This window comes from Isoptericola cucumis (genome assembly GCF_014635665.1).
In the GTDB taxonomy this organism is placed as follows: Bacteria; Actinomycetota; Actinomycetes; order Actinomycetales; family Cellulomonadaceae; genus Isoptericola; species Isoptericola cucumis.
Genome location: NZ_BMDG01000001.1, coordinates 208,487 through 224,243 on the forward strand (window position 1 = coordinate 208,487; position 15,757 = coordinate 224,243).

The 15,757-nt window shown below is 74.4% G+C and carries 13 protein-coding genes and 1 tRNA gene; 4 read left to right on the forward strand and 10 right to left on the reverse strand.

What is annotated here, in order from left to right; translation table 11 throughout:
• Positions 1-3: 3 nt before the first annotated feature.
• From IEW03_RS00910 to IEW03_RS00920, 3 genes are all read right to left on the reverse strand, one after another.
• Entirely contained in the window at positions 4-312 is a 309-nt protein-coding gene (locus tag IEW03_RS00910) for a DUF3467 domain-containing protein (RefSeq protein ID WP_188521764.1), read from the reverse strand.
• Between the two features lie 81 nt (positions 313-393).
• On the reverse strand, positions 394-1,866 hold the full coding sequence (locus tag IEW03_RS00915) for an NAD-dependent succinate-semialdehyde dehydrogenase (RefSeq protein WP_188521765.1): 1,473 nt from the start codon (positions 1,864-1,866) through the stop codon (positions 394-396).
• Between the two features lie 112 nt (positions 1,867-1,978).
• Entirely contained in the window at positions 1,979-3,712 is a 1,734-nt protein-coding gene (locus IEW03_RS00920) for a helix-turn-helix domain-containing protein (RefSeq protein ID WP_188521766.1), read from the reverse strand.
• Positions 3,713-3,816: 104 nt separating this feature from the next.
• On the opposite strand from IEW03_RS00920, the gene IEW03_RS00925 reads away from it, so the two are divergent.
• Positions 3,817-4,920 carry an alcohol dehydrogenase catalytic domain-containing protein gene (locus tag IEW03_RS00925; protein WP_188521767.1) on the forward strand — a complete coding sequence of 368 codons (1,104 nt, stop codon included), beginning with the start codon at positions 3,817-3,819 and terminating at the stop codon, positions 4,918-4,920.
• 83 nt (positions 4,921-5,003) lie between these two features.
• On the forward strand, positions 5,004-6,485 hold the full coding sequence (locus IEW03_RS00930) for a hypothetical protein (protein WP_229737293.1): 1,482 nt from the start codon (positions 5,004-5,006) through the stop codon (positions 6,483-6,485).
• A 177-nt stretch (positions 6,486-6,662) separates the two neighbouring features.
• Here the strand turns inward: IEW03_RS00930 and IEW03_RS00935 are convergent, their stop codons facing one another.
• On the reverse strand, positions 6,663-7,745 hold the full coding sequence (locus tag IEW03_RS00935) for a hypothetical protein (protein ID WP_188521768.1): 1,083 nt from the start codon (positions 7,743-7,745) through the stop codon (positions 6,663-6,665).
• A 351-nt stretch (positions 7,746-8,096) separates the two neighbouring features.
• Positions 8,097-8,172: transfer RNA gene (locus IEW03_RS00940), tRNA-Thr, on the reverse strand.
• 234 nt (positions 8,173-8,406) lie between these two features.
• Between IEW03_RS00940 and IEW03_RS00945 the strand changes: the two genes are divergently transcribed.
• The gene (locus IEW03_RS00945; RefSeq protein ID WP_188521769.1) at positions 8,407-9,333 is read left to right on the forward strand and encodes a PrsW family glutamic-type intramembrane protease; all 927 of its coding nucleotides are present in this window, start codon (positions 8,407-8,409) and stop codon (positions 9,331-9,333) included.
• Here the strand turns inward: IEW03_RS00945 and IEW03_RS00950 are convergent.
• From IEW03_RS00950 to tmk, 5 genes are all read right to left on the reverse strand, one after another.
• On the reverse strand, positions 9,288-10,856 hold the full coding sequence (locus tag IEW03_RS00950) for an alpha/beta hydrolase (protein ID WP_188521770.1): 1,569 nt from the start codon (positions 10,854-10,856) through the stop codon (positions 9,288-9,290). The genes IEW03_RS00945 and IEW03_RS00950 overlap by 46 nt on opposite strands.
• A 93-nt stretch (positions 10,857-10,949) precedes the next feature.
• A complete protein-coding gene (locus IEW03_RS00955; protein ID WP_188521771.1) occupies positions 10,950-11,579 on the reverse strand; it encodes a hypothetical protein in 630 nt (209 codons plus the stop codon).
• 7 nt (positions 11,580-11,586) lie between these two features.
• A complete protein-coding gene (locus IEW03_RS00960; protein ID WP_188521772.1) occupies positions 11,587-13,296 on the reverse strand; it encodes an enoyl-CoA hydratase-related protein in 1,710 nt (569 codons plus the stop codon).
• 109 nt (positions 13,297-13,405) lie between these two features.
• Positions 13,406-14,584 carry a DNA polymerase III subunit delta' gene (locus IEW03_RS00965; protein ID WP_188521773.1) on the reverse strand — a complete coding sequence of 393 codons (1,179 nt, stop codon included), beginning with the start codon at positions 14,582-14,584 and terminating at the stop codon, positions 13,406-13,408.
• Entirely contained in the window at positions 14,581-15,249 is a 669-nt protein-coding gene (gene tmk, locus IEW03_RS00970; RefSeq protein ID WP_188521774.1) for a dTMP kinase, read from the reverse strand. The genes IEW03_RS00965 and tmk overlap by 4 nt, the downstream gene beginning before the upstream one ends.
• A gap of 102 nt (positions 15,250-15,351) precedes the next feature.
• On the opposite strand from tmk, the gene IEW03_RS00975 reads away from it, so the two are divergent.
• Positions 15,352-15,756, forward strand: coding sequence for a pyridoxamine 5'-phosphate oxidase family protein (locus IEW03_RS00975; protein ID WP_188521775.1), 405 nt, complete (start codon positions 15,352-15,354; stop codon positions 15,754-15,756).
• Position 15,757 lies beyond the last annotated feature (1 nt).

Sequence of the window (15,757 nt, forward strand, 5' to 3'; positions counted from 1 at the left end):
GGGTCACTCGCTCCCGTCGGTCTTCTTGCCCGTCTCCCGCTCCCACGCGTCGAGCTGCTGGGTCAGTGCCCGGGCGAGCTCGAACACCTGCTGCGGCGGGATCCGCACCCGCGACACGACGCGGCCGGGCACGACCCGGCCGGTGACCGCCCCCGTCGAGGGGTCGGTCACCGGCTGGGGCGGCTTGGTCGCCGCCACGAAGTCGATGACGAACGACGTCGACGTGTGCCACAGCGACGCGAAGTCGGCCGGGACGCCGCCCTCGAGCTCCGTGGGGACGTCGATCTTGAACTTGACCTCGTTGCTCGTCATGCCTGCCACCCTGACGCACGACGGGCGCCGCGACCACCCCCGCGCGCCGGTCGCCCGTCGAGGGCGACACCGCGGCGGCGCTCAGATCGGCATGCCGACGTACTGGGTCTCCTGGTACTCGGCGATGCCCTCGTAGCCGCCCTCGCGCCCGGTGCCGGACTGCTTCATCCCGCCGAACGGGGCGGCCGCGTTGGAGATGACGCCCACGTTCAGGCCGAGCAGCCCGAACTCGAGCCGCTCCGCGAACGCCAGCCCGCGCCGCACGTCCTGCGTGAAGACGTAGGACGCCAGCCCGTACTCCGTGGAGTTGGCGAGCGCGGCGGCCTCGTCCTCGGTGCGGAACGTCGCCACCGGGGCCACGGGCCCGAAGATCTCCTCGCGCATGCAGCGCGCGTCGGCGGGCACGTCGCGCAGCAGGGTCGCGGGGTAGAAGTGGCCGGGCCCGTCGGGGCGCTCGCCCCCGACGACGACCTGGGCGCCGCGCCCGACGGCGTCGGCCACCAGCTCCGTCACCGAGTCCACCGCCTTCGGCTCGACGAGCGGGCCCAGCGTGACCCCGTCGTCGAGCCCGTTGCCGGTCACGACCCCGCGCATCCTCGCGGCGAGGCGGTCGACGAACTCGTCGACCACGGACTCGTGCACGTAGAAGCGGTTCGCGGCCGTGCACGCCTCGCCGCCGTTGCGCAGCTTGGCCGCCATCGCGCCGTCGACCGCCTTGTCCAGGTCGGCGTCCTCGAAGACGACGAGCGGCGCGTTGCCGCCCAGCTCCATCGAGGTGCGCAGCACGTTGTCGGTCGCCGACCGCAGCAGGCTCTGCCCGACCGGGGTCGAGCCGGTGAACGACAGCTTCCGCAGGCGGGGGTCGGCCAGGATCGGCGTGCTGACGGCCGACGCGGACGCCGCCGGCAGCACGTTCAGCACCCCGGCCGGCAGCCCGGCGTCCAGCATGATCTGCGCGAAGTGCAGCGACGTGAGCGGGGTGAGCCGGGCCGGCTTGAGCACCATCGTGCAGCCCGCGGCCACGGCCGGCGCCACCTTGCGGGTCGCCATCGCCAGCGGGAAGTTCCACGGCGTGATGAGCAGGCACGGGCCCACCGGGCGGCGCTGGACCAGCATCCGCAGGGTGCCCTCGGGGGTGTGCGCGTACCGGCCCTCGTCGTGCGTGGCCTGCTCCGCGAACCAGCGCAGGAACTCGCCGCCGTAGGTGACCTCGCCGCGCGCCTCGGCCAGCGGCTTGCCCATCTCGAGCGTCATGAGCAGGGCGAGCTCCTCGCGCCGCTCCTGCACCAGGGCGAACGCCCGGCGCAGGATCTCCGCGCGCTCGCGGGCCGGGGTGGCGGCCCAGGACTCCTGCGCCCCGGCGGCGGCGTCCATCGCGGCGCGCGCGTCGTCGGCGGTGCCCGACGCCACGTGGGCGAGGACCTCCTCGGTGGCCGGGTTCTCGACGGCGAACGTGCCGCCGTCCGACGCGTCGCGCCAGGCGCCGTCGATCAGCAGCCCGGTCGGGACGGAGGAGAGGACGGCGGACACACGGTCATGAACAGCAACGGTCATGGACGCCATGCTGCCACCATCGCCGCGGCCCGTCCGATGTCACGGCGTCCACCGCCGCCCGCGCACGGTGTGCGGCCGCACACCCGGCCGCCGCGCCACGTGGCGGCAGGACTCAGCGGCCCAGGCCCACCTGCGCGTCGCGCACCCGCAGCGCCAGGTGGGTGTCGAGCCGGCGGGGCGAGACGTCCCAGCCCGGGCCGAGCAGCAGGCCGATGCGCTCCAGCCGCTGGCGCACCGTGTTGCGGTGCAGGTGCAGCAGCTCGGCGACGCGCGCCACGTTGCCGTCCGACTCCAGGTAGTAGAAGGCCGTGCGGGTCAGGTCGGCCGACCGCTCCGCGTCGTAGGCCACGAGCGGGTCGATGCCGGCGGTGAGCGACGGCGGCAGCTCACCGCTGCGCGCCAGCCCCAGGAGCGCGCCGAGCATCCCGAGCTCGCCGCCGTCGAGCACGCCGTCCCGGTCGAGGGTGACCAGCGAGCCCAGCGCGAGCTGCGCCCGGCGGTGCGCGTCGGGCAGCCCGCCGAGCGGGGCCGGCCCGCCCGACCCCACGCGCAGCCGCCACCCGTTCCTCGCCGCCGTGCGGCGCAGCGACTCCTCCCACGCCGGGTCGGCGGTCACCAGGCACACGTGGTCCTCGTGCGCCGTGAGCACCGACCGCGCCGCGGCCGCGCGCAGCACCTGGAGCCGGGGTCGCAGGTCCGCGGGCGGCGTCGCGACGGCGACGCACCACAGCCGGTCGTCCGGGTGCAGGCCCCACCGGCGCATGCGCCGGTCCAGCCGTTCGCGCGGCACGTCGCGGCCGCCGACGCCCAGCAGGTCGTCGTGCAGCTCGTGCTGGCCCCGCAGGTCCGCGTCCTCCTCCGCACGGGCGAACAGCAGCGCGAGCGCCGCGTGCACCGCGACCCGCTCGAGCAGCGCGCGCTCCGGCTCGTCGAGCGGCGCCGAGGCGGCCAGCGTGCCCAGGTGCTCGGTGGCGGCGGTGACCGCGACGACGGTGGCGGGTCGCTCGAGTGGGTCGGGTCGGGAAGGCGCAGGCGGGTCGCGCGGGTCGGACCGGTCGGGTTCCGACGTGGCCAGCACGACGCCGGCGGGGTCGCTCAGCCGCAGGTCGCAGTCCAGCACGCCGGCGCCGAGGGTGAGCACCCGGCGCACGTCGGGCGCCACCATGACGGCGTCCATGAGGCGGCGGTCGAGCTCCAGCACGCGCGTGGCGAGCGTCAGCTCCGCGGCGCTGCGGCGTTGCTCGCGGTCGAGCCGCTCGGCGTGCCGCGCGATCTCCTCGAAGCGCAGCGAGTTGTCGATCGCGACGGCCGCCTGCGCCGCGACGGACTCCACGACGCCGACCTCCTCGGGGCTGTACCGGCGCGGCCGGCGGTCGGCGACGATGAGCGCGCCGATGACCTTCCCCGCCACGGTCAGCGGCGCACCCATGATGGCGTGCACGCCCTCCGCGCGGACGATCTCGTCCACCTCCGGGTCGTGCGCGATGGCGTCGTCCTCCGCGTACTGCGACGTCTGGTAGGGCGCGAGGCCGGTCGCGACCTGGCCGAGCACCCCGGCGCCGAGCGGCATGCGCAGCGTCCGGTAGGCGGCGGTGGCGACGCCGTCGGAGCGGCGGATGTAGGTGTCGCCGCGGGCCGGGTCGTTGAGGCTGATGTACGCCATGTCGGCGACGACGATGGCGCGGGTGCGGCGCACGATCGCCTGCAGCAGGGCCTCCACGTCGCGCAGGGCCGTGAGGTCGGTCGCGGTGTCGAGCAGCACGCGCAGCAGCTCCTCGCGCGACCGGTGCGACGCCCCGGACGCCGCGGTCGGCTCCCCCGACTCCTCCGCCGATGTGTGCTCCACGCACACAGCGTAGGCCCTCAGATGGTCGTGACGACGTGGTTGCCGGCGGGCCGACGTCGTTACCGTGAGCCGATCCCCGACCAGACGACGAGAGGTGGACGACGGTGCGCATCACCGGGGCAGTCCTGGAGGAGATCGGCCGTCCGCGCCCCTACGCGGCGTCGACGCCGATCAGCGTCGCGGAGCTCGAGCTCGGCGAGCCCGGCCCCACGGAGGTGCGGGTCCGCATCGAGGCGGCGGGGGTGTGCCACTCCGACCTGTCCGTCGTGGACGGCAACCGCGTGCGGCCGTTGCCGATGCTGCTCGGGCACGAGGCCGCGGGCCGCGTGGAGGCGGTCGGCGACGACGTGTTCGACGTCGCCGTCGGGCAGCGCGTGGTGATGGCGTTCCTGCCGCGCTGCGGCGAGTGCGCCGGCTGCGCCACGGACGGCCGGCTGCCGTGCACGGCCGGGAGCGCCGCCAACAACGAGGGCCGCCTGCTGCACGGCGGCCGCCGCCTGGAGCGCGACGGCGAGCCGGTGCACCACCACCTCGGGGTGTCCGGGTTCGCGACCCACGCCGTCGTCGACCGCGCCTCGCTCGTCCCGGTGGACGACGACGTGCCGCCCGAGGTCGCGTGCGTGCTCGGCTGCGCCGTCCTCACCGGCGGCGGGGCCCTGCTCAACGCCGTCGCGCCCGCCGAGGGCGAGAGCGTCATGGTGGTCGGCCTGGGCGGCGTCGGCGTCGCGGCGCTGCTCACCGCCGTCGCGGTCGGCGCGGGCGAGGTCATCGCCGTCGACACGCTCGACGACAAGCTCGCCCTCGCGCGCGAGCTCGGCGCCGACCGGGCCCTCACCCCCGCCGAGGTCGCCGAGCAGGGCGTGCGCGCCTCCCACGTCATCGAGTGCGCCGGCAGCGCGCGGGCCTTCGAGACCGCCTTCGGCGCCACCGCGCCCGGCGGCCGGACCGTCACCGTGGGCCTGCCCGACCCGGCCGCCCGCGCCCAGCTCTCGCCGCTGACCGTCACGGCCGAGGCGCGCACCGTCATCGGCTCCTACCTGGGCTCGGCGGTGCCGGCGCGCGACATCCCCACCTTCGCGCAGTGGTGGCGCGAGGGCCGCCTGCCGGTGGAGCGCCTCATCAGCCGGCGCATCCGCCTCGACGAGATCAACGACGCCATGGACGAGCTCGCCGACGGACGCGCCGTCCGCCAGGTGATCGTCTTCTGAAGACCGGGGGCGCCGACGACGACGCCCCACGACCCGACCACCGGGACACCGTTGCCCCGACCTGCAAGGACGCAAAGACACTCATGGACACCAGCACCCCCGCGCCGGCCGACGGCGCCCCCACCGGCGACGCGCGGTCGCCGCACTGGAAGCTCGGCCCCTTCGACGTCCGGCTGCCCTTCGTGCACTACCGCATCGAGTGGCCGGACTACACGCAGGGCCTCGTCATGTGCGCCGTCGACCTGTCGGCGATCCCGCTGCTCATGGAGCTGCTCGGGATGCCGTTCGAGGTCGGCCTCGCCGTCGTCGTGCTCAACGGCCTCCTCTACCTGCTGCACCACCTGCTCGGCGACCCGGTGGTGCCCGGCTGGATCACGCCCGCCATCCCGTTGGTGATGGTCTACTGCCAGCAGTTCCCCGAGGGGCCCGAGCGGGTGCACGCCCTCATCGCCTTCCAGCTGATGCTGGCGGCGCTCTCGATCTTCCTCGGCGTCAGCGGGCTCGCGGCGAAGGTGGTGCGGTTCGTCCCGAACGCGCTGCGTGCGGGCGTCATCGTCGGCGCCGGGTTTGCCGCCGTGCAGGGAGTGTTCGCCGCCGGCGGCCGCTTCGAGACGTTCCCGTGGACCATCGCGATCACCGTCGGGCTGGCGTTCTACCTGCTGTACTCCAAGCACTTCGCCCGCCTGCAGACCCGCGGCAGGCTGTGGCGCGTCATCGGCGGACTCGGCATCCTGCCCAGCATCCTGCTGGCGGTCGTGCTCGCCCCCGTCTTCGGCGAGGCGCCGTGGCCCACGATCGAGTGGGGCTTCAGCACGCCCGACTTCGCCACGCTGTGGAGCGAGTACACGGTGTTCGGCGTCGGGCTGCCGCCCGCGATGATGTTCCTCACCGCCGTGCCCACCGTGCTCGCCGCCTACATCGTGGTCTTCGGCGACGTGCTGCAGGCCCGCGCCGTGCTGGGCGAGGCCTCCGTCGAGCGCCCCGACGAGGCCGTGCGGTACAACCCCAACCGGGCCCACCTGATCTTCGGCGGCCGCAACGCGATCATGGGCATCATCGGCCCCGACGTCACCATGTGCGGGCCGCTGTGGGCGGCCATGCACGTCGCCATCTCCGAGCGGTACAAGAAGGGCCGCGACGCCATGCGGTCCATCTTCGGCGGCGCCGGCTCGTTCCGCTGGGGCACCAACACCGCGCTGTGGCTGATGCCGATCGTGAGCCTCGTCGAGCCCATCCTGGGCGTCGCCCTCGCCCTGACGCTGCTCATCCAGGGCTTCGTGAGCGTCAAGGTCGGGATCCTGGAGGCGCGCAGCAAGACCGACCTCGGCATCGCCGGCGTCACCGGCGCGGTCCTCGCCGTCCAGGGCGCCGCGTGGGGCTTCGCCGTCGGCATCGTGCTGTGCCTCTTCGTCTACGGTCGCCGGTTCTTCTCCGGCGAGGACGACGGGGTCATCAACCACGACGCGCCGTCCGAGGTCACCCCCAGGGCCCGCGCCGAAAGCCGCTCCGAGGCCGACTCCGACGCGCCTGACGACGACGTGCGGGAGCCCGCGACCTCGAGCTGACGCGGACGGACGACGACTGACGCGAGGGCCTCGGTGCGATCGGCACCGGGGCCCTCGTGCGTCCTCACGCCGCCATCAGCCTTTGGTCGGGTCGCCGGGCTGCATCGCTGCTTGCTGCTCGACGCGCGGTCGAAACGTCCAGGGCGAACAGCAGGTTCTCGTGAACCGTGGGGTCGGTCAGCGTGAGGGACTCGCCGTCGTCGGGAGCCCGGCGTGCCCGTCGCAGTGAGCGCACGCACCGCGGGTGCGGTAGTGGTACATGACCGCCGCCGCGCACAGGGTCGCGCCCCAGGCGGCGAACGTCAGATACGTGATGTAGAAGCCGAGCGGCTCCATCTCTCCCATGCGCTCGGCGGAGAGCTCGTGGATCCCGGTGACGTGCGCGGTCATGGCGACCGTGCCCAGCACCCCGTACGGCGTGATCGCGGCGGCCACCACCAGGGGCGGGATCACGGCGAGCAGCCGGGGGACGGTGCGGCCGCCGACCAGCGGGATCCAACGCGGGACGGTCTCGCCCCAGGACATGACCAGGCCGAGAGTGAGCACGGCAGCGGCGACGGCGAGCAGCGCGAGTCCCCACAGGGCGGGTGCGGTCTCGGGGGCGCTGAACTCGGCCGCGCCCTTCGTCGTGACACCGAACGGCACACCTATCGCCCAGAGCACGTGCGGCAGGGCATACCCGAGGGTGGGCACGACGACGGCCGCGTATCCCGCGGCCTTCTCCCACCGGCGCCGCTCCCCGCTGCTGCCGCCGAAGCGTCCGCAATAGCCGCAGGCTCCGTGCAGTCGCCGGCGGTACGAGACCGCGGCCCCCGCGAAGAGCACTCCTCCAAGCACGGCGAACAGCTTCACCAGGAAGGGCGGCCAGTCGATGGCGTCGAAGTGCCCGGTGAACACACTGGCCAGATCGAGGGTGAGAGTGCCGGGTGCGACGGTGACGAGCACCCCGGCGAAGACCCAGAGCATGGTGCCCGCGAGGCCGGGGCGCACGGCACCAGGTCTGACCCGCACGGTCATCAGCGCCGCGACGGCTGCCGCCGCGCACAGGGCGGCGAGCCCGCCGAGGAGCGCCGTCGGTAGGTCGGCGTCACCGAACGGTCTGCCCCAGTCGTTGCCCAGCCCCCAGGAGAGGACGAGCGCTCCGTAGACGACGGCCCAGCCGGCGGCCGCGGGAGCGGCCCGTTCCACCCACCACGGCACCGAGGGAGACGGCCCCGGGGGCTGGAGGTCGGTGGCGGTCACGACCTGGGCAACGCGCATGTTCCGTCCTCCGGGGAAAGGGACCGTCAGAAGGGTGGCTCTCACCTTGACCGCGGACGGAGCCGGCCGGCCTCCCCCGAGACGACGAATCCTCTCCCCCGCACGGGTGAGGAGATCTCGACAGGATCGACGCCTGCTGCGTGAGGCTGTCCCCTTCGGCTGCCTCGTCCTCGCCGTCCCTGTGACGACATCGAAGACTTCCTCGACAAGGTCGACGCCCGCTGGAAGCCCTTCCTCGACCACGGTCCTCACATGCCTTCTGGTGGCCGCGTTCCCCAGACCGGCGCCGGAGACGCAGAAGACCCCCGCGGACTCCGGACTGTTGGTCCAGGTCAGCGGAGGTTTCCGTGGTGGAGCCGCCTGTCGGAATCGAACCGACGACCTATTCATTACGAGTGAATCGCTCTACCGACTGAGCTAAGGCGGCGTGCTCGGACCGCGCCAGAGGGCGTCCCCCTGAACAGCGAGCGCGCCTACAGTACCTGACCGCCCGGGCGGACTCCAAAATCGTTCCGCCGAGAGGCCGAGCGCCCCCGCCGCCTCCCGACCGCCCCGCCGACGGAGCACTGTCGTCGTTCCGCGCGACAGCGCCCGGGCACGTCGGTACTTTCGCAGGTGGGGTGCCGTCCCAGGCATCCGCTCGGCTGCCTGGAGGAACCTGATGCACGCGACGCCCGGACCACCGGCCACTGCGGTTGCCACCCCCCGCGGATGGTGGTGGAAGGCACTGGTCCTGGGCGCCCTGCTGTGGCTCGTGACCGCCGCCGTCACGTACTGGACGCTGAACACGAACCTGGTGCCGACGGTCATCCTGCTGGGCAGCTTCCTCGTACCGTTCTGCGTCGTGCTGTACGTGCTCGAGCGCTCCGCGGGCGGCATCGACACCCTGCGGCTGCTGGCGGCGTTCTTCGTCGGCGGCATCTTCGGCGTGCTCGGCGCGTCGATCCTGGAGTCGCACCTGTCGCCGTCGTGGTGGATGTACGTCGGGGTGGGCGCCATCGAGGAGCTCGTCAAGATCCTCGTGTTCGTCGTGGTGGGCGTGGCCGTGATCCCGAAGACGGGGCGCTCCGGCGCGCTGCTCGGCGCCACGGTGGGCGCCGGGTTCGCGGCGTTCGAGTCGGCCGGGTACGCCTTCAACGCGAGCCTGACGCGGCTCGGGCGCATCGACCTCACCGCACTGCTGGAGACCGAGGCGATCCGCGGGCTGCTGACGCCGGTGGGCCACGTGCTGTGGACGGCCATCCTGGGCGCGGCGATCTTCCGCGCCGCCACGGCCGCCGGCCGCTACCGCCTCACGGGCCAGGTGGTGCTGGCCTACGTCGCCGTGCTCCTGCTGCACGCGCTGTGGGACTCGATGAGCTTCATCGCCGGCTACCTCGCGATCCGCATCACCGGCGGCGTGCACTACGTGCTCGCCTACGGCCAGCTGCTACCGGAGACGGCGGACAACGTCGGGCGGATCTCCACCGTGATCTACGTGGTCGGGCTCGCCGTGATCTCGCTCGTCGGCGTGCTCCTGCTGCGCGCCTGGGGGCGCGACGATCAGCAGGTCAGGCCGTCCTCCGGCACGGTGCCGTCCACGAGGTAGTCCTCCACCGCGCCGGCGACGCAGTCGTTGGAACGCCCGTAGGCCGTGTGCCCCTCGCCCTCGTACGAGACGAGGACGCCGGAGTCGAGCGTGTCGGCCAGGCCCTCCGCCCACACGTACGGCGTGGCCGGGTCGTTGGTGGTGCCGACGACGACGATGGGCGGCGCGCCCTTCGCGTGCAGGTCGAACTCCTTCTCGACCTCCGGGTACGGCCAGTCGGCGCACGACGCGCCGCCGTAGGAGAAGAACCGGCCGACGGTGGGCGCGGCCTTCTCGATCTCGGCCGCCTCCGCGCGCATCGTGTCCGCGTCGGTGGCACCGCGGTCGTCGAGGCAGTTCACCGCGCGGAAGCCCTCGGACGAGTTCGTGGAGAACGACCCGTCGGAGTTGCGGTCGTTGTAGAAGTCCGCGAGGTACAGGAGCATGTCGCCCTTGCGCTCGGTGATCGCCTCGTCGAGCGCCTGCGTCAGCAGCGGCCAGCTCCCCTCGTCGTACAGCGTCACGGCGACGCCGTAGAAGGCGAGGGTCTGGGTCACGTCACGGTTCGGGTCGGACGTCGGGAACGGGTGCTCGTACGCCTCGTCGAGGACGGCGCGCACCTGCTTCATGCCGTCGTCGACCGACCCCGTCAGCGGGCACTCGGCGCCCGCCTGGCAGTCCGCGACGTAGGCGCGCAGCGCGTTCTCGAACCCGACCGCCTGCCCCTTCGAGACCTCGTCGGCGGACAGCGACGTGTCGATCGCGCCGTCCAGCACCAGGCGGCCCGCGCGGTCCGGGAACAGCCCCGCGTACGTGGCGCCGAGCTGCGTGCCGTACGAGTAGCCGAGGTAGTGCAGCTGCTCGTCGCCGAGCACCGCCCGCAGCATGTCCATGTCGCGTGCCGCGCTCTGCGTGTCCACCTGCCCCAGCAGCTCGCCGGTGTTCTCGGCGCAGGCCTCGCCCCAGGCGCGCGCCTCGGCGGCCATGGCCTTCAGGCCGGCGTCGTCCGTGGCGAAGTCCTTGCTCAGCGACTCGTCCTTGCGGGCGTCGTCGAAGCAGGTGACGGGGGTGGAGCCGCCCACCCCGCGCGGGTCGAAGCCGACGATGTCGAACGACTTGCGCAGCGGCTCCCCGAACGTCCCCGACGCGGACCGCACGAAGTCGATCCCCGACCCGCCGGGCCCGCCCGGGTTCACCAGGAGCGACCCGGTCTTCTTCTTGCCCTCCGCGCGGGTGCGTACCAGCGCGAGCTCGATCGTGCCGGCGTCCGCGTCGTGCCACGACTGCGGCGCGGACGCCGTCGCGCACTCGAAGCCGTCCTCGCAGTCCTTCCACTCCAGGGACTGGCCGTAGAACTCCTCGAACCCCTTCGGCGCGCCCTCGGCGTTGGTCGCGCCGCCCGTGGCCCCCTCGCTCTCGGCCGGCGACTGCTCCTTGGCAGGGGCTGAGCACCCCGCGAGGAGGAGCGCGCCGGAGAGCAGGACGGCGGCGGCGCGGCGGGCGGTCGTACGGCGGGTGGTCGTGCGGCGCGCGTCGGAGTTCACGCGGCCAAACCTACCTGCCGGCACCGCCCGCCCGGCACACGGTTCTGGGTGCCGGACGCCGCCCGGCGAGGGCGGCGCCCGGGCCCGCGGACCTCAGTCCGCGGGCTGCCAGGCCATCGGCCCCGGCTTGCCGGGCGCAGGCCGCGGCTTCACCTCGACCCGGCCCTCGCCGGCGAGCCGGACGGGTACCGGGGAGGACGCGTCCACGTCGTCGGGCACCGCCACCACGCTCGTGGTCGGCATGTAGTCCATCGTGCAGATCTTGTCCGCGGGCGGGTCGACCAGGCGCACGACGACGGACTCGTGGCCGTCGTCCCAGTCCGCGGTGGCCTCCGCCAGGCGCGGGCACGAGCTCGACCCGTACGTGACGACGAACAGGCGCCCGTCGGCCGGGGACCACCCCACGCCCACGGGCGCGTCCATCGTCCCCTCCACGCCGTCGGGCAGCCCGCGCACGCTCTCCCCCGGCTCGAGGTCCGACGGCGCCGGGTCGGGCTCCGCGGGCGTCTCGTCCGGGTCGGACGGCTCGGTGGGCTCGGGCTCGGTGGGCTCCGGCTCGGTGGGCTCGGGCTCCGTGGGCTCCGGCTCGGTGGGCGACGCCGACGACCCGTCGGACGACCCGCCCGGCGCCCCCGGGTCGGCGCACCCGGCGGCGAGCAGCGCGAGCAGCGCCACCGCACCGACCGCGCCCACGCCCCGCACCCTCGATCGCAGCAGGCTCATCGTCCGATCATCCCGCAACCGCGCCGGCGAGCACGCGCCCGTCGGCGAACCGCAGGTGCGCCGGGGTGGCGACCGGGGCGGCCTTGCGCAGGAAGTCGCGGCGCTTCGCCGCGAAGCCGCGGCGGTCGTCGAAGAGGTCGCGCGCCATCTCGGACAGCTCGATCGTGCGGAAGTACGACAGCGGCCGGTCCGGACGCCGGCTCGCGGCGGCCGCCAGCGCCGCCTGCCGCTCCTCGCCCCCGGTGAGGGCGGCGGCCCGGCCGGCCAGCCAGCGGTCGAACGACGCCGCGTCGCGCGGGCCGACCGCGTCGACGAGACCCGCCGCGGCCGCCTGCCCGGCCGACACCGGGAGCTTGGCGCCCAGCAGCTCGTCGGCGGCGGCCTCCCCGAGTCGCGCCGCGACGGTCCACGTGTGCAGCTCCGAGCCGAAGATGCCCATGTCGTAGTACGGGTTGAGCACCACGCCGTCGCGGGCGACGACGACGTCCGCGCACAGGCCGGTCATGACGCCGCCGGCGCCCGCGTTGGCGGTGAACGCCGCGACGGTGAGCTGGTCGGCGCGGGCGATCGCCTCGCACAGGTCGTCGATCGCCTGGATGTTCGCCCACGCCTCCGCGGCCGGGTCTGCGGCGGCCTCGATCATGCCCAGGTGGATGCCGTTGGAGAACGCGTGCTCGGTGCCGCGCACCACGAGCACGCTCGTGTCCTCCGTGAGCGCCTTCTCCACGGCGGTGGTGAGCCGGCGGCACTGCGCCGTGTGCATGGCCCCGCTGTACGACCGGATCGTGAGGTAGCCGACGTCGCCGACGCGCTCGTAGACGGACTCGGCGAGCACGGCCGGCACCGGCCGGTAGGGCACGCCGCGCACGTCCAGCACCTCGGCCGCCGGCAGCTTCGTGCCGCGCCGCTCGGCCAGCGTGGCCGCGTAGCCCACCCACAGGGTCCCCCGGCCGGTGGCGATCGCGACGGCGTCCCCGTCACGACCCACGATCGTGCCGGGCGCGACCTCGTGCCCCGCGCCGTCGAGGTCGTCGACCGGCTCCCCGACCGCCGCGTCGAACAGGCAGTAGCGCTCCCCCGCCAGGGTGGCGGGCGCGCCGGGCGCGCCGTCGGCCGCGGCGACGGTCCGCGCGAGCTCCTCCGCCGGGCGGGTCCAGTCCAGCTCGAAGGCGGCACGGCGCAGCAGGGGCAGCTCGCCCGTCCCGGCCACCTCGCGCTCCAGGAGGGCGGGGTCCGTGGGGGCCTCGCCGGCCGCGACCTTGCGGAGCACCTCGTCGACGCACGCCATCGCCGCGTCGGCGACGAGCCCGTTGTACAGGGCGCTCTTGGCGACCGGCGGCGACGGCATCGCGAACGTCGACGTCGCCCACACCGGCCCGGCGTCCATCTCCTCGACCGTGGACAGCGCGGTCACGCCCCACCGCTCACGACCGTCCAGGACGGCGTGGTCGAGGGACGACGGGCCGCGGTCGCCCACGGGCCCGGGGTGCACGACGACGGTGGTCCACCGGTCCCAGACCTCGCGCGGGACGCGGTGCTTGAGGAACGGCGCCAGGACGAGGTCCGGGGCGATCTCCTCGACGCGCCTGGTGAGGTCCTCCGGAGAATCGAACGTGGGCGCCAGCTCGACGCCGACGTCATACCCCCGGTCCACCAGATGGGCCCACACGCGCTGTGTGAGCCCGTTGAACGCCGAGACGAGCAACAGGATCCTCATGCCAACCCCCAGTCAGGTCCGGGAGCCACCATGGCCCCCGCCGCGGAACACCTCACCGCATCCAGGGGTGATCAGGCAACTGTCGCCCTGATACGCCGACCGGTGGAGGTCAGCCCTGGGGCCGCAGCGCGACCGTCATCGCCTCCAGGGCGAGCAGCGGCGCCACGTTCCCCTCGAGCCGCTCCCGCGCGGTGCCGATGGCGTCCATCCGGCGGACCGTCTGCTCGGGGGTCGAGTCGGCGGCGAGCGTGCGCACGGCGGCGGCGTGCTGGGTGTTGACCAGCTCCACCTCCGCGCCGAGCTGCACCACGAGCACGTCGCGGTACAGCGACAGCAGGTCCACCATCGCGCGGTCGAGGACGTCGCGCTGGTGGCGCGTGGCGCGGCGCTTCTGGTCGTCCTCGAGCTGCTTGACCTGCGAGCGCAGGCGCGGCGGCAGCGTGTCGCCCTCCTGCACGCCGAGGCCCCGCATGAGCTCGGCCCGCTCGACGGCGTCCCGCTCGGCGGCCGCCGCGACGGCCTCGGCCTTGGCGACGTCGACGAGCTCCCCGGCGGCGAGCACCGCGTCGCCGACCCCGCGGATGCGGCGGGCGACGTCCAGCGTGGCGTCGCGACGCCGGCGGGCGTCGGGGTCGCGCGCCAGCCGGCGCGCCAGCCCGACGTGCGACTGGGCGGCCCGGGCGGCGGCGAGCGCCACGTCGGGCTCGACCCCGTCGCGGCGCACCAGCAGGTCGGCGACGTCGCCCGCGGGCGGCACGCGCAGCACGACGCCCCGGCAGCGCGACCGGATCGTGGGCAGCACGTCCTGCGCGCTGGGGGCGCACAGCACCCACACCGTGTGCGGGGGCGGCTCCTCGATCGCCTTGAGCAGCACGTTGGTGGTGCGCTCGGCCATGCGGTCGGCGTCCTCGACGACGATCACGCGGAACCGGCCGGTGGACGGCGTGCGGGACGCGGTGGTGATGAGGTCGCGCACCTCGTCGATGGTGATGACGACCTTGTCGGTGGCCACGACGGTGAGGTCGGGGTGGGTGCCGGCGAGCGTCGTGGTGCACGCCCGGCACCGGCCGCACCCGCCGCCGCTGGGGCCACGCGGCGCGCCCGGGGCGTCGCCCTCCGGCCCGGTGCACTGCAGCGCCGCGGCGAAGGCCCGGGCCGCGACCGAGCGACCCGACCCGGGCGGGCCGGTGAGGAGCCAGGCGTGCGTCATCGCGGCGGGGTCGGTCGCGGCGCGCTCCAGCACCGCCACCGCGTCCGGCTGGCCGACGACGTCGTCCCAGACGCTCATGCCCTCTCCTCGGTGCTCTCCACGGCCTCCTCGACGACCGGCGTCAGGTCGAGCCGGGCCGCGACGTCCACGCGCACCTGCGCCTGCACGTCGTCCAGGGGCGCCGACGCGTCCACGACCACCCACCGCCGGGGGTCGGCGGCGGCCCGCCGCAGGAACGTCTCGCGGGTGCGGCGGTGGAAGTCGTCGCCGGCCCGCTCCAGGCGGTCGGGCTCGCCCGACAGGCGGGCCGCGCCGACGACCGGGTCCAGGTCGAGCAGCACGGTGACGTGCGGCAGGAGCCCGCCCGTCGCCCACAGCGACAGCCCCTCGACCTCCTCCTCGCCCAGCTCTCGGCCGCCCGCCTGGTACGCGACGGACGAGTCGAGGTACCGGTCGGTGACGACGATCGCGCCGCGCGCCAGCGCCGGCCGCACGACCGACGCGACGTGGTGCGCGCGGTCGGCCGCGTACAGCAGCGCCTCGGTGCGGGGGTCCATGTCGTCCCCGTGCATCACGAGCCGCCGCAGCTCGACGCCGAGCTCCGTGCCGCCGGGCTCGCGCGTCGTGACGACCTCGCGCCCCGTGGCCTCCCCGAGCCACTGCCCGAGCAGCCGCACGTGCGTCGACTTGCCGACGCCGTCGCCGCCCTCGAACGAGACGAAGTACCCGGGTGCGTTGCTCACGCGGACACCCTAGTCGGGCACGCCCACACGTCTCGGGCCCCGACGGGCGCCGGCCCGCTCCCGGGGGCACCATGGGGCTACCCGCCCACCGTTGGAGGCTCCGTGCACGACCAGTCCCACCAGTCCACGTCCGTGCTCACCGACGACGAGTGCTGGGAGTTCCTCGACCTGCAGCCCATCGGCCGCCTGGCGACGGCGGTGGGTGGCGTCCCGGAGATCTTCCCGGTGACGTTCGCGGTCGCGGACCGGCTCGTCTACTTCAAGACCCGGCCCGGTGCGAAGCTGGCCGAGCTCGCGGTCAACGCGCACGTCGCGTTCGAGGCCGACCAGTGGGGCCCGGACGTCGCCTACAGCGTGGTGCTCCACGGCGACGCCGAGATCCTCGAGCGCGACGCCGACCGCGCGGCCGCCGAGGCCACCGGCCTGCGCAGCTACCTGCAGGACGGGAAGAACGTCTGGGTGCGCATCACGCCGACCGAGGTCAGCGGGCGCCGCCTGTCCCGCTGAG